The organism is Rhizobium sp. LjRoot258 (genome assembly GCF_964254185.1).
Taxonomy (GTDB): domain Bacteria; phylum Pseudomonadota; class Alphaproteobacteria; order Rhizobiales; family Rhizobiaceae; genus Rhizobium.
Window position 1 is genome coordinate 4,196,760 of sequence record NZ_CAXUST020000001.1, and the last position, 13,447, is coordinate 4,210,206.

Consider the following 13,447-nt stretch of genomic DNA (forward strand, 5'->3'; position numbering starts at 1 on the left):
CGGGAATGTACCGTCTCAAGATAGTCGATCACATCATCCTGCTCCTCGGCGTCTTCGTCATGATGGCGCCGGTCGTCGTTGCCTTCTTCACCTCGACCCACGACGCCGCCGAAATCCACCGGCAAGGTCTGACGCTGACCTGGGGCAATCATTTCGCTGAAACCTACAACACAGTCCTGAACCGCGAGGGCGGCTTTACAGGCCAGGTCACCGGCACGCGCATGCTGATGAACTCGCTGATCCTCGGGATCGGCTTTGCCGTTGGCAAGATCGTTTTGTCGATGATGGCTGCCTATGCCATCGTCTACTTCCGCTTCCGTCTGGGAACGCTGTTTTTCTGGATGATCTTCACGACGCTGCTGCTGCCGCTCGAAGTCCGCATCCTTCCCTCCTATGAGGTGATGCACCAGTTGCACCTCATCAACACCTATACCGGCATGATCGTGCCGCTGTTGGCGTCGGCGACGGGCACCTTCTATTTTCGGCAGTTCTTTAAATCGATCCCGGACGAGTTGCTGGAAGCCGCGCGCATTGATGGCGCCGGCCCGATCAAGTTCTTCTTCGACGTGATCGTGCCGCTCTCGAAGACGATGGTCGCTGCGATCTTCATCATCATGTTCGTCTACGGCTGGAACCAATATCTCTGGCCGATGCTGATGACCAATGACGAGAGCTTCTACACGCTGGTGCGCGGCATCAAGCAGATCCTGCTGGTCTGGGTCGGCGCGCAGATCCCTGACTACAACGAAGCCTTCGCCATCGCGATCCTCGCGATGCTGCCGCCTGTCATCATCGTCGTGGTGTTCCAGCGCTGGTTCATCAAGGGCCTCACCGAAAGCGACAAGTAAAGGAAACGCCGATGGCCGCCATCGAAATCAATCAGGTCTCCAAGATCTATACCGGGGACGTGCATGCGGTGAAGTCCGTGAACATCGACATCAAGGACGGCGAGTTTATCGTTCTTGTCGGCCCGTCCGGCTGCGGGAAGTCGACACTTCTGCGCATGGTCGCCGGCCTAGAGGAAATCTCCAAGGGCGAGGTGAAAATCGGCAACCGTGTCGTCAACCGGGTTGATCCCGCCGAGCGCGACATCGCCATGGTCTTCCAGAACTACGCGCTTTACCCGCATATGACGGTCTATGAAAATCTTGCCTACGGCCTGCGCAACCGCAAGACGCCAAAGGCCGAGATCGATGCCCGCGTTGCGCAGGCGGCTCGTATGCTGCAGCTGGATGCCTATCTCGAGCGTAAGCCGCGCGCCCTTTCGGGCGGCCAGCGTCAGCGCGTCGCCATGGGCCGCGCCATCGTCCGAAAGCCGGCCGCCTTCCTGTTCGATGAGCCCCTGTCGAATCTCGATGCCAAGCTGCGCGTGTCGATGCGCGGCGAAATCAAGCGTCTGCAGCGCCGGCTTGGCACGACGTCGATCTACGTCACCCACGACCAGCTCGAAGCCATGACCTTGGCGGACCGGCTGGTCGTTCTGAATGGCGGCGAAATCGAGCAGATCGGCGCCCCGCTCGACGTCTATCACACGCCAGCATCGACCTTCGTTGCGAGCTTCATCGGCTCCCCGGCGATGAATCTGCTGCAGGGCGAGCTGCATGGCGACAAGCTTGCACTGGGCCCGAACCTAATCGACCTTGGCGGTCATGCACCCACATCCGGGCCCGTCACGATCGGCATTCGCGCTGAGGACCTGCGCCTCGCCAGGCCCGGCGAACATGCCATGACTGTTGTGGTGGACTATGTGGAAGAGCTCGGCTCGCAGCGTCTCGTGCATGGAAGTCTTGGCGATCAGCCGCTGACGGCAGTCCTGTCTCCGGAGACGGAACTAACGTCCGAACTGCGGCTGGTCGTGGGTGCCGAAAGACTGCATTTCTTCAGTCACGACACCGGAAAGCGTATCGGCGGAACAGCTTTTTCACAGGCCGTGGCGACGAAAACGGAAATTGCCTAGCACCTTGGACGTCGTGATCGTTCAAATTGTAGGCACTGCTTGTACGGTACCTTTACAACTCTCTGCTATCCCGACGAGGATTTGATAACAACGGGGTTGTTGATGGGTATGCAGATGATGCTGGCGAGCATGGTCGCAATGGCCGCGCGGGTCGTCCCTTTTCCGAGTCTGCCGCAAGCGACGCCTAAGAGGTTCGTGGCGAAATCAGGTGATAATTTCGTCATGCGCTCGACCCCGATCAATCCCGACTGGATCATCAGCGGCAACCCGCAGGCGCGAACAGGGGAGCATTCGCGCAGCCATGACGATGCAGCCCTGACCGCAATCTGGGACTGCACGGCGGGCGAATTCCGTTGGTTCTTCTACTGGGACGAGACGGTGATGATCCTCGAAGGCGAAGTTCATATCCTCGCCGAGGACGGCACGGAGCGCACGCTCGGTGCCGGCGATGTCGCCTTCTTTGCCGCCGGCACCTGGGCGAGCTGGCGCGTGGACAATTTCGTGCGCAAAGTTGCGTTCCTCAGGAAGCCGTTCCCGAAGCCGGTTGCGCTTGCCTATCGGCTCCGCAGCCTGCTGCGCGGCGACGCTCCCAAGAGCGGCATCGCGGCCTGAAGATTTCGTCTCGCGACGCGAGCACGGCGTTGCTTTCGGGGCATCTGCAGCCTACATCTGTCCGGCATCAGGTAAGGGACGGAAATGGCCAAGATCAAGAATGTAGCGGTCCAGATGGACCATGTTGCCGGCATCAATATTGCGGGCGATTCCACCTTCGCGATGAGCCTCGAAGCGCAGGCTCGCGGCTATAAGCTCTTCCATTACACGCCCGATCGCCTGAGCTTTCGGGACGGAAAGCTCTTCGCTACCGTGGAGCCGATGGTGTTGCGCGACGTCAAGGGCGACCATTTCGAACTCGGAACGTCGGAACGTGTCGATCTGTCGACGATGGACGTGATCCTGCTGCGCCAGGACCCGCCGTTCGACATGGCCTATATCACCTCAACACACTTGCTCGAGAGGATCCACCCGAAGACGCTCGTCGTCAATGATCCGGCCTGGGTTCGCAACTCCCCTGAGAAGATCTTCGTCACTGAATTTGCCGATCTGATGCCGAAGACGCTGATCACCAAGGACGCGGGCGAAATCCGCCGTTTCCGCGACGAGATGGGCGACATCATCTTGAAGCCGCTCTACGGCAATGGCGGCGCCGGCGTTTTCCACTCGACCAAGGACGACCGCAACCTGTCGTCGCTGCTCGAAATGTTCGGCCAGCTGTTCCGCGAACCCTTCATCGCACAGCAATACCTGCCTGACGTGCGCAAGGGCGACAAGCGGATCCTGCTTGTCGATGGCGAGCCGGCCGGCGCCATCAATCGCGTCCCTGCTGAGCACGACAGTCGTTCCAATATGCATGTCGGCGGACGCGCCGAGGCAACCGAACTGACGGCACGCGAAATCGAAATCTGCAGGCGGATCGGCCCTGCGCTCAAGGAACGCGGTTTCCTCTTCGTCGGTATCGACGTCATCGGCGACTATATGACGGAGATCAACGTGACGTCGCCGACAGGCATTCGTGAGGTGCGCAAGTTCGGCGGCGCCGATATTGCTGCCCTGCTTTGGGACGCGATCGCGCGGAAGCGTTGAACGTCTTGACCGCGCGCCACGCGGCGCGCGGTCGCAGCCGGGCTCGGCGACATCGGCGCCAACGCTCGTTTTTCGACCGCCATGATCGAGAAATACGCCGCGCCGGATCCTGCCGGACTGCAATTGCTCCGCGACGCGGCCGAGAAAATGAAGTTCTCGGCGCGTGGCTACCATCGTGCAATGAAAGTGGTGCGCACCACCTTGGCGGATCTTGATGGCAACGAGACCGTAGGCCGCATTCACCTTGCCGAGGCAATTTCCTATTGAATCGCCGGCGACCGCCGCCGCCTGAAACGAAAAGGGGCGCCGAGGCGCCCCAGGTTCCTTTAGCCGATGAGGCCTTTCAGTTGCCGAGGCCGTCGAACAGTGCGGTCGAGAGATAGCGTTCGGCAAAGGACGGAATGATCACGACGAGATTCTTTCCCGCGTTCTCCTCGCGGCTGCCGACCTCGATCGCCGCGGCCAGTGCTGCGCCGGAGGAAATGCCCACCGGCACGCCTTCGAGCTTGGCAACCTCGCGGGCAAGTTCCAGCGCCTCCGGGCTGCTCACCGTGATGATTTCGTCGTAGATGTGCGTATCGAGGATTGCCGGCGCAAAGCCGGCGCCGATGCCCTGAATCTTGTGCGGTCCCGGCTGGCCACCGGAAAGAACCGGGGATTCCGCCGGCTCGACGGCGACCACTTTGATGCCGGGCTTCTTCGACTTTAGCACCTGGCCCGCACCGGTGATGGTGCCGCCGGTGCCGATGCCGGCAACCAGGATGTCGACCGTACCGTCGGTATCGTTCCAGATCTCTTCGGCCGTGGTGCGGCGATGGATTTCCGGGTTGGCCGGGTTCTCGAACTGCTGCGGGATGATGGCATCCGGGAGCGTCGCAGCCAGTTCCTCGGCCTTCGCGATCGCGCCCTTCATGCCCTTCGGGCCTTCGGTCAGGACAAGTTCGGCGCCGAGCAGCGCCAGCATCTTGCGGCGCTCGACGGACATCGTTTCCGGCATGGTCAGGATCAGCTTGTATCCCTTCGCCGCAGCGGCGAAGGCGAGCGCAATACCGGTATTGCCCGATGTCGGCTCGATCAGGGTCGTTTTGCCAGGCGCGATCTTACCCTGCGACTCCAGTGACTCGATCATCGCAACGCCGATACGGTCCTTCACGGAAGCAATCGGATTGAAGAATTCGAGCTTGGCCAGGAGGTTTGCCTTGACGCCCTTCGCCTTGGCGAGCTTGTCGAGCCGCACGATCGGCGTGTCGCCGATGGTTTCGGTGATCGAGGAATAGATGCGGCCACGGCCCGGTTTCTTCGACATTACGCTCTCCCTGGATGAAATGTGCGGAGAGAATAGGGTCAAAGGCGGACGGAGACCAGTGCGGCTTCACCCACCCGACGGGACTAGGATAGAATAAATCCTTTAAGAACTGAGCTTTGCCGAATGAATTTTTCAGGCCGCACGGGTGGCGATGAAGGCTGCTGTGCCCGCCAGAATGCCGGCCGCCGTCTTGTTCAGCGCCTGCAGCGCACGCGGTTGCTTGAGCATCATTCGCGCATGTGCGGCAAGCAGCATGTAGGGCACAAGAACAACGAGCAGGACAACGAAGGTGGTTGCGAGCAGAATGCCGTATTCGCGAAGCCCGATGCTGTTGAGGTCGATCAGCGTCGGCACCAGCGCGACGTAGAAAAGCATCGTTTTGGGGTTGCCAAGCGTCACCAGCAGGCCGGACAGGAAGCTCATGCCGGCATTGCTCGCCTTCTTCGCGGCGACATCCTGCGGCAGCAGCCCGGCCGTCCAGAGTTTATAGGCGATGTAGCCGAGATAAAGCGCCCCGGCGATCTTGATGACGATGAACACTTCCGTGAAGGTTTGCGCCACGAAGGCCAGCCCGAGGATGACCGCCGTCAGATAGGTCATGTCGCCCAGCACGAGGCCGAGGCCCATGAAAAACGTCTCGCGAAAGTTCGAGCCGAGCGCGCGGGCAACAATAGCCGTGATGCCCGGTCCGGGGATTGCCGCCGCGATGAAGAGTGCCGCCGCGTAAGCGGCAAGGGCGGTGAATGACATGACGTGAGCTCCTGCTGCAATCGCCTTCTACGCCTGCAGCCCGTTACTTTCAAGGATCTGACGTCTTGTCATCATGCTGCGGTCGGTTGCCGCTATTGACGCTGGCGATCGTGGTTCTAGTTCCAAGGCGGTGATTGATGGCTGGTCGAAGCCGGCGTCGCCCCAACCGTCAAATTCGGGGAACGACAAGCCACTCCCGCACCTGCCATTGCCTGACCCGCCGCTCGCCAGAGGAGACACCCGATGAGCCCCACCGCAGCCGAAAAGCGCAAACTCGCCCCGCTCGCTACCCCCACGGACCTGAAAAGCAATGCCATTCAGGATATCTCGGCCGCCCTGGCTGCGCTGCTGGCGGATGTCTTTGCGCTCTACATCAAGACCAAGAACTTCCATTGGCATATGTCCGGACCGCATTTTCGCGACTATCACCTGATGCTCGACGAGCAGGCCGAGCAGATCTTCGCCACGACCGATGCGATTGCCGAGCGCGCCCGCAAGATCGGCGGCACGACGCTGCGCTCCATCGGCCATATCGGCCGCCTGCAACGCATCAACGACAACGATGCCGAGTACGTCACGCCGGAAGACATGCTGGCGGAACTGCGTGACGACAACAGGCAGTTGGTCTCGTTGTTGCGCGAGACCCATGATGTCTGCTCCGAGCACAATGACGTCGCTACGACGAGCCTGCTGGAAGTGTGGATCGACGAGGCCGAGCGCCGCACTTGGTTCCTGTTCGAAACGACCCGGCAGCAGAAGTAGTCTCGTTCGCTTCCCGGATTATCAGCCCGCCCGCGCGCGCAAAAACCGCGCGGGCGTCCAGCCAAGGTTCATGCCGGCCGCGGCGACAAGGATGACGGCCGCGCCGATGAGTTGTAACGGCTGCAATGCGTGTCCGAAGGCCAGTCGATCCACGAGGATCGCGGCGATCGGATAGATGAATGACAGCGCCCCGGTCAGATGGATCGGCAGCTTCTGGATCGCGCCGTAGAGCAGCACATACATCAGCCCCGTATGTACGACGCCCATGGTAAGCAGGATTGACCACGACTGGCCATCCGTGGGTAGGTCCGAGAAATTCACGGTCGGCATCAGCATCAGCACGCCGGTCGCAACCTGGATCAGCGCAATAAGATGCGGCGGCGTTCCCTTCAGCCACTTCGCTGCGAGCGCCGCGAGGGCGTAGAAGAACGCGGCTGCGAGTGCCAGCAGGATGCCGAGGCCGTACCCGTCGTGTCCGCCAGGCGTGGTCGGCTTGGCCTCGACGATGGCCGCCATGCCGGCAAAGGCAAGCGTCAGCCAGAATAGCTTTGCGGCGGTGATCTTTTCGCCGAGAAACAGCGCGCCGAGCGCAAGCAGCATGAAAGGTTGCGTATTGTAGACGGTCGTCGCGATCGAAATCGATGCATGGCTGTACGACGCAAAAAGCAGCAGCCAGTTGAGAACAATGGCCACGCCGCCGAAGATGGCGATACCGATGGACTTCAAGCTGATGATGCCGGGTCGCAGCAATCCCAAGCCGGCGCAGACGGCAAGCAGGGTGATCGCGCCAAAAAGGCAGCGCCAGAACACCACGCCGCTCACCGGCTGGCCTGACATGACCACGAACCAGCCAATTGTTCCCGATATCAGCATTGCTGCGGTCATTTGGGCGGTGCCGGTGCGGATTTCGCTATGCATCTCGTCTCTCCATCTCGATGGATGAAGATTATTGCGGTCCCGCCCTTCGTTATATAGTTTGCATTAGGTTGAGTGCGCCATTCTCCTATCATTGTGAGGAATAATGTCTGTTTCTGCTAATGATAATGTGATCGATGACGTCGATCAGAAAATATTGGAGGCGCTGGCGGAGAATGCCCGCATCTCGTTGAAGGAGCTGGCACAGGCTGCCGGGCTTTCTTCGCCCAGCGCCGCCGAACGCCTTCGTCGCCTGGAAGAGCGCGGGATCATCGCCGCTTTCACCATCGATATCGACCCTGCGGCACTCGGATATCCGCTGCAGGCGATCGTGCGCGTTCGGCCGCTGCCCGGGCAGTTGCATGTCGTTCAGCGGATCATCCAGGACACACCTCAGTTCGTGGAATGCGACAAGGTGACGGGAGACGACTGTTTCATTGCCCGGCTTGTCGTTCGCTCGATGGCGGAGCTCGACGCGATCCTGGACAAGGTGGCGGAGAAGGCCGAAACGAGTACCTCCATGGTCAAGGCATCGCCGGTAAAGCGTCGCCTGCCACCGCTCTCGCGGCAGCGATAGATCAGAAGTCGGCCATCGGGGACAGCATGGCCGGTCGATCAAATGCGATCGTGCCAGGCGCACGGACCATGAATTGCGTGTAGCTGTCGAGGGACTTTGCCTGTCCGCTCCACCCGAGCTTGTCGGGGCAAAACAGCACGTCGACAGCTTCAACGTCGGTGTCGAGTGCTCCAATGATCGAGGCGAGCGAAGGGGTATCGGCGCAGACGACATCGAGCAGCTTGAAATGGCCTGGCGCTTCCATCTTCCACGCGACTGCGGTCCGTTCCCGTTCCAGCCAGCTGATCCTGATGCCAGGATCGAGTTGGGTGTTGATGAGAAACATCGCGGCGCTCTCACGAACTGCGAGAACGTCCGAGACCGGCGCACGTGCCTTCAATGCGGTGCTTAAGAGCTTGAGGTCACCGGGTTCCAAAGGATTCAGGCGCCGCGCCGGCGTTAGCACCTTTAACGCGGCGGGCGCATCGCCGGAATAGGCATGCAGCGGCAGGGCGCGAAAACCGTAAGGCTCATAGAGCGCCGGCTTGTCCGTGTAGAGAGCGATCGCTTCGAAGCCCTTCTCCTCGCACCAGGCGAGCGCCTTTTGGGTCAGGTCGCGATACAAGCCACGCCCACGCCATGCCGGCCGAACAGCACCGGATTGGAATGCTGCAGCGTTCACTGTGCGACCGTTGATTATGAGCGGCATTGCGAAAGCCGAAAGATTGGCGGCAAGCTGGCCATCACAGGCAAACCAGCCAAACGGCATGCTGCTCGGGTCAGGCCCGCCCATTTTCTGCAATGGGCCGATGTCGATATCGAATGTGTTCTTCAGGAGGTCGACCAGCGCCTGCCAGGCCTTGCTGTCGCCGAAATAGTCTCGGCGGAAGGTGAGGCCGGAATGATCGATGCTCTTGGACATCATACTCCGGTCGATCCGAAACCGCCGGCGCCACGAGCGGTCGCGCTCGCCTCGGAAATCTCGCAGATATGTGCCTGGATCGCCGGCGCAATCACCATCTGCGCGATGCGCATGCCTCTGGTGATCTCAAACGGCTCTTCGCCGAGGTTGATCAGCAGGACCCTAACCTCGCCGCGATAGTCGCTGTCGATCGTTCCGGGCGTGTTCAGGCAGGTAAGGCCGTGCTTGAAGGCGAGGCCGGAGCGTGGGCGCACCTGGCCTTCGAAACCGTCCGGAATCTCGAAGATGAAGCCGGTCGGCACCAGGGCGCGCTTTCCGGGCTCGAGCGTCATCGGTGTGGCGCCATCGACGGCGGCGCGCAGGTCCATGCCTGCCGCCCCCTTGCTTTCGTAGGTGGGCAGATCGAGATCCTGGCCGTTGGCGAGGCGGATGATATTGAGCGTCGGGCGCGTGTCTGTATGGATTGTCATGGGTCATTAGTTTGCGCCCGATGCGCCAAGGTCAATTGCAATGCCGGGCTTTAATCGCTAGATACGCCGCAATTCCACAGGATTCACATCATGGCCGAAAGTCTCGCCGAGGCGGTCTCCCGCCGCCGCACATTCGCTATTATCGCGCACCCGGACGCTGGTAAGACCACGCTCACCGAAAAACTGCTGTTGTTCGGCGGCGCCATCCAGCTCGCCGGTGAAGTCAAGGCAAAGAAGGACCGCATGCAGACGCGCTCCGACTGGATGAAGATCGAGCGCGAGCGCGGCATCTCCGTCGTCACCTCGGTGATGACGTTTGAATATAAAGACAACGTTTTCAACATCCTCGATACGCCCGGCCACGAAGACTTTGCGGATGACACCTATCGCACGCTGACAGCCGTCGATGCTGCGGTGATGGTTATCGACGCCGCCAAGGGTATCGAGCCGCGAACGCTGAAGCTGTTCGAAGTCTGCCGCATGCGTGACATTCCGATCATTACCTTCATCAACAAGATGGACCGTGAGAGCCGCGACCCGTTCGAAATCCTTGATGAAGTTGAGGAGAAGCTGGCGCTGGATTGTGCGCCGGTGACGTGGCCGATCGGCCGCTCGAAGACCTTCTGCGGCACCTACCACCTGGCGAACAACGAGGTTCGCGCCTCCGATACCCAGGAAATGATGACCAAGGTCACCGATCCTGAAATGGTCGCCCATCGCTTGCCTGAGAACGAGCGTGACGCTTTTGTCGAGGAGACGACGCTGGCGATAGAGGCTTGCAAACCCTTCGACAAGAAAGCTTTTCTAGAGGGGCATCTGACGCCGGTCTTCTTTGGCTCGGCGCTTCGCAATTTCGGGGTGCGCGATCTTATCGATGCGCTCGGCGAGTTTGCGCCGCCGCCGCGCGATCAGGTCGCCGATATCCGTACCGTGCATGCGACCGACAACAAGATGACGGCCTTCGTGTTCAAGATCCAGGCGAACATGGACCCGAACCATCGCGACCGCATTGCGTTTGCCCGTATCTGCTCCGGCAAGCTCGAGCGCGGCATGAAGGCGCGACTGTCGCGTACCGGGAAGCAGCTTGGCCTCACTGCGCCGCAGTTCTTCTTCGCCTCGCAGCGGCAGCTTGCCGATACGGCCTATGCCGGTGACGTTGTCGGTATCCCCAACCACGGAACGCTTCGCATCGGCGACACGCTGACGGAGGGCGAGTCCCTCGTGTTCCAAGGCGTGCCGAACTTCTCGCCGGAGATCCTGCGCCGGGTGCGCCTGGAAGACGCCATGAAGGCGAAGAAGCTCAAGGAAGCGCTGCAGCAGATGGCGGAAGAGGGCGTCGTCCAGCTGTTTTCTCCGGAAGATGGTTCGCCGGCTATCGTCGGTGTCGTCGGTGCGCTGCAGCTCGACGTTCTCAAGGAGCGCCTGATGGCCGAATACGGCCTGCCGGTCTCCTTTGAAATGTCGCGCTTCTCCGTCTGCCGTTGGATCTCCGCCGATCAGCCCGGTGAGCTCGAGAAATTCGTCACCGCCCGTCGCGGCGATATCGCGCGAGACCTGGACCATGATCCGGTGTTCCTGGCGCAGGACAGCTTCTCGCTGCGTTATGAATCAGAGCGCTATCCAGCGATCAAGATGGCTGCCCTCAAGGAATATCACGCCGTCAAGGCGGCGTGATATTGGATCGGATATAACGATCTGCCATGATGCCCCGGCGAAGAGGAGCGTGCCATGGTTCGAGAGAATGAAATCAGAGAAAACGAGGTCGCCGTCGAATTGCCGCCGGCGACGGACGCCGGGCTGGTGTTCATCGGGCGCATCTTCACGCCCTGGAGCACGCGCATGGAGACACCGCGCCAGGGACGGCACGACGGTCCGCTCTGCAGGATCGAGATATACGAGCCGTGGCGACAGGCCCTTGAGGGTGTGGAGGCTTTCGAGCGGCTGGAAGTGCTCTATTGGTTGGATCGGTCACGACGCGATCTCGTTCTCCAGAGTCCGGCCAATAGCGGAAAGCTGCATGGCACGTTTTCTCTTCGCTCGCCCGTACGCCCGAACCCGATCGCGACGTCCATCGTCAAGCTGGAGGGGGTTGAAGGTGCCACCTTGATGGTTCGGGGAATGGATTGCCTTGACGGCACACCGCTTCTCGATCTGAAGCCCGAGCGCGCGCTGTTCAAGCCGATCGCGCCGCCGCAGCCTGGAGATTTCCAGACCGGCGACGACGTGGCGCGTTCTTGCAAGAAGGCCTGACGATCAGTCGATGGCGATCATGACGTCCGAGGCTTTGACGACCGCCTAGGCGTCGCCACCAACGGCGAGCCCCAGTTCATCGACCGCCTCGTTGGTGATGGAGGCCGTGACGATTGACCCGCCGCCGATCTCGGATCGGACATGCGCCGTGGTCGCCCCCTTCTTCAACTCGACGATCCTTCTCTTCAGTCGGTTCCGTGCGCTGGCCTCATAAGTTGCCTCCTGGTTCCTGACTGTATCGGCGGAGATCTGCCGCCCGCAATCTTACTCGCCGCGCGGATACCGCTGGCTTTCTTCCAGCACGTTCAGGTCCATGTGATTGCGCATGTAGCGTTCGGAAGCTTTCTGCAGCGGCTGATAGTCCCAGGGATAGTAGGCTCCGTTGCGAAGCGCCTCGTAGACGACCCACCGACGCGCCTGGCTTTCGCGCACGGCGGCATCGAAGCTCTGCAGGTTCCAGCGTTTGTCGGCCTCAGCCTTGAGTCTCGCCAGGACCTTCCCATGTCCTGCATCGCCCGCAAGGTTGGTCAGTTCCCTGGGATCCGCCTCGAGATCAAACAGCATCGGCGGGTCCTTGTCGCAAAGGGTCAGCTTGAAGCGACCGTCACGCAAGCAGACGAGGGGGGCTTCGGAGCCTTCGGCGGCGTACTCCATCGGCACTGGACCACGCCCCCCGGTCCCTGTCGCGAGTGGCGCAAGGTCTTCGCCATCCGTCCATGGTGCGAGCTTGGTCATGTCGATGCCCGCCAGCGCTGCCAGCGTCGGGGTCACATCAAGCGTCGAGACAGGCTGCTGGATGCGGGCGGCATTCCAGCCCGGAGCCGCGATCGTCAACGGCACACGGGAGGAGCCGTCAAAGAAGCACATCTTGAACCAGAGGCCGCGTTCGCCGAGCATGTCGCCGTGATCGGAAACGAATAGAACGATCGTGTTGTCTGCCATCCGCCCGCGCTCGAGGACGTCGAGGATCTCGCCGATCTTGTCGTCGATATAGGAGATGCTGGCGAAGTAGCCCTGGCGTGCTCGCCTGATTTGCTCTCGCGTGATCTCGAACGCATCGTAATCGCAGGCCTTCAAGAGGCGCTGTGAATGCGGATCCTGCTGGTCGAACGGAAGCGCATCAACATCAGGATCAAGGGCAGGGCAATTCTCGTACAGATCCCAATACTTGCGCCGTGCGACATAGGGATCGTGCGGATGGGTGAAGCTCACGGTCAGGCACCACGGGCGGTCGTCGTGGCGGCGCGAGAGATCGTAGAGCTTGCGGGTCGCGTTATAGGCGACCTCGTCGTCGTATTCCATCTGGTTGGTGATCTCGGCAACGCCTGCACCCGTGACCGAGCCCAGGTTGTGGTACCACCAGTCGATGCGCTCGCCCGGCTTGGTGTAGTCAGGCGTCCAGCCGAAATCGGCAGGATAGATATCGGTCGTCAGGCGTTCCTCGAAACCGTGCAATTGGTCGGGGCCGACGAAATGCATCTTTCCGGAGAGGGCGGTATGGTAGCCTGCCGCACGCAGATGGTGCGCGAACGTCGGGATATCAGACGCGAACTCGGCGGCATTGTCGTAGACGCGGGTTCTGCTCGGCAGCTGCCCCGACATGAAGGAAGCCCGCGCTGGCGCACAAAGGGGACTTGCAGTGTATGTGTTGGCGAAGCGCACCGAACGCTCTGCCAGGGCCTTCAGGTGAGGCGCGTGCAGAAATTCGGCCGGCCCGTCGGGAAACAGCGTCCCATTGAACTGATCGACCATCAGGATGAGGATATTCGGGCGCGCCATGCGTAGTGTGTCCTTCGGTTCTCGGGGAGCGGAAACTTAGCTGCGTCTGCAGAGGTCTTCCAGTCCGCATCGACTGCAATGCACCGCAGAGACTTCCGGCATCATCTCTCGTTTGCCATTTGATGGCTTTATAGATTAT

Annotated in this window: 15 protein-coding genes and 1 pseudogene; 9 read left to right on the forward strand and 7 right to left on the reverse strand. The window is 60.8% G+C overall.

All coding sequences use genetic code 11. The features are described 5' to 3' along the window. Positions 1-5: 5 nt before the first annotated feature. The 5 genes and pseudogenes from ugpE to ACSQ9D_RS20630 form a co-directional block, all read left to right on the forward strand. Positions 6-848: a sn-glycerol-3-phosphate ABC transporter permease UgpE gene (gene ugpE, locus ACSQ9D_RS20610; protein ID WP_368516197.1), complete on the forward strand. Its 843-nt coding sequence runs from the start codon at positions 6-8 to the stop codon at positions 846-848. Between the two features lie 11 nt (positions 849-859). After that, positions 860-1,957, forward strand: coding sequence for an ABC transporter ATP-binding protein (locus ACSQ9D_RS20615; RefSeq protein ID WP_436283699.1), 1,098 nt, complete (start codon positions 860-862; stop codon positions 1,955-1,957). Positions 1,958-2,059: 102 nt separating this feature from the next. Next, positions 2,060-2,569, forward strand: coding sequence for a cupin domain-containing protein (locus ACSQ9D_RS20620; RefSeq protein WP_436283700.1), 510 nt, complete (start codon positions 2,060-2,062; stop codon positions 2,567-2,569). Between the two features lie 84 nt (positions 2,570-2,653). Then, positions 2,654-3,598, forward strand: a complete 945-nt coding sequence (gene gshB / locus ACSQ9D_RS20625) for a glutathione synthase (protein WP_436283701.1) — start codon at positions 2,654-2,656, stop codon at positions 3,596-3,598. 45 nt (positions 3,599-3,643) lie between these two features. Beyond that, positions 3,644-3,865, forward strand: a pseudogene (locus ACSQ9D_RS20630) (YifB family Mg chelatase-like AAA ATPase); the annotation flags it as partial. A gap of 76 nt (positions 3,866-3,941) precedes the next feature. Here the strand turns inward: ACSQ9D_RS20630 and cysK are convergent. Further along, entirely contained in the window at positions 3,942-4,904 is a 963-nt protein-coding gene (gene cysK / locus ACSQ9D_RS20635) for a cysteine synthase A (protein WP_436283702.1), read from the reverse strand. 132 nt (positions 4,905-5,036) lie between these two features. Beyond that, positions 5,037-5,654 carry a LysE family translocator gene (locus ACSQ9D_RS20640; protein ID WP_436283703.1) on the reverse strand — a complete coding sequence of 206 codons (618 nt, stop codon included), beginning with the start codon at positions 5,652-5,654 and terminating at the stop codon, positions 5,037-5,039. Positions 5,655-5,897: 243 nt separating this feature from the next. On the opposite strand from ACSQ9D_RS20640, the gene ACSQ9D_RS20645 reads away from it, so the two are divergent. Beyond that, a complete protein-coding gene (locus tag ACSQ9D_RS20645) occupies positions 5,898-6,416 on the forward strand; it encodes a Dps family protein (RefSeq protein ID WP_307144487.1) in 519 nt (172 codons plus the stop codon). 21 nt (positions 6,417-6,437) lie between these two features. Here the strand turns inward: ACSQ9D_RS20645 and ACSQ9D_RS20650 are convergent, their stop codons facing one another. After that, entirely contained in the window at positions 6,438-7,334 is an 897-nt protein-coding gene (locus ACSQ9D_RS20650) for a DMT family transporter (RefSeq protein ID WP_436283704.1), read from the reverse strand. Positions 7,335-7,437: 103 nt separating this feature from the next. Here ACSQ9D_RS20650 and ACSQ9D_RS20655 point away from each other — a divergent pair, with 103 nt between their 5' ends. Further along, on the forward strand, positions 7,438-7,908 hold the full coding sequence (locus tag ACSQ9D_RS20655; protein WP_436283705.1) for an Lrp/AsnC family transcriptional regulator: 471 nt from the start codon (positions 7,438-7,440) through the stop codon (positions 7,906-7,908). A 1-nt stretch (position 7,909) separates the two neighbouring features. Here ACSQ9D_RS20655 and ACSQ9D_RS20660 read toward each other — a convergent pair whose 3' ends face one another. Continuing rightward, positions 7,910-8,809 carry a GNAT family N-acetyltransferase gene (locus ACSQ9D_RS20660; RefSeq protein WP_436283886.1) on the reverse strand — a complete coding sequence of 300 codons (900 nt, stop codon included), beginning with the start codon at positions 8,807-8,809 and terminating at the stop codon, positions 7,910-7,912. Continuing rightward, positions 8,809-9,279 (reverse strand): dUTP diphosphatase, encoded by a 471-nt coding sequence (gene dut / locus ACSQ9D_RS20665; RefSeq protein ID WP_436283706.1) that lies wholly within the window; start codon positions 9,277-9,279, stop codon positions 8,809-8,811. The genes ACSQ9D_RS20660 and dut overlap by 1 nt, the downstream gene beginning before the upstream one ends. 90 nt (positions 9,280-9,369) lie before the next feature. On the opposite strand from dut, the gene ACSQ9D_RS20670 reads away from it, so the two are divergent. Continuing rightward, positions 9,370-10,953 (forward strand): peptide chain release factor 3, encoded by a 1,584-nt coding sequence (locus tag ACSQ9D_RS20670; RefSeq protein WP_436283707.1) that lies wholly within the window; start codon positions 9,370-9,372, stop codon positions 10,951-10,953. Positions 10,954-11,007: 54 nt separating this feature from the next. Then, positions 11,008-11,529 (forward strand): tRNA (N6-threonylcarbamoyladenosine(37)-N6)-methyltransferase TrmO, encoded by a 522-nt coding sequence (gene tsaA / locus ACSQ9D_RS20675; RefSeq protein ID WP_436283708.1) that lies wholly within the window; start codon positions 11,008-11,010, stop codon positions 11,527-11,529. Positions 11,530-11,574: 45 nt separating this feature from the next. Here the strand turns inward: tsaA and ACSQ9D_RS20680 are convergent, their stop codons facing one another. Both ACSQ9D_RS20680 and betC read right to left on the reverse strand, forming a co-directional pair. Then, positions 11,575-11,778 (reverse strand): TOBE domain-containing protein, encoded by a 204-nt coding sequence (locus tag ACSQ9D_RS20680; RefSeq protein WP_436283887.1) that lies wholly within the window; start codon positions 11,776-11,778, stop codon positions 11,575-11,577. A gap of 15 nt (positions 11,779-11,793) precedes the next feature. Continuing rightward, the gene (betC, locus tag ACSQ9D_RS20685) at positions 11,794-13,308 is read right to left on the reverse strand and encodes a choline-sulfatase (RefSeq protein ID WP_436283709.1); all 1,515 of its coding nucleotides are present in this window, start codon (positions 13,306-13,308) and stop codon (positions 11,794-11,796) included. Between the last annotated feature and the right edge of the window lie 139 nt (positions 13,309-13,447).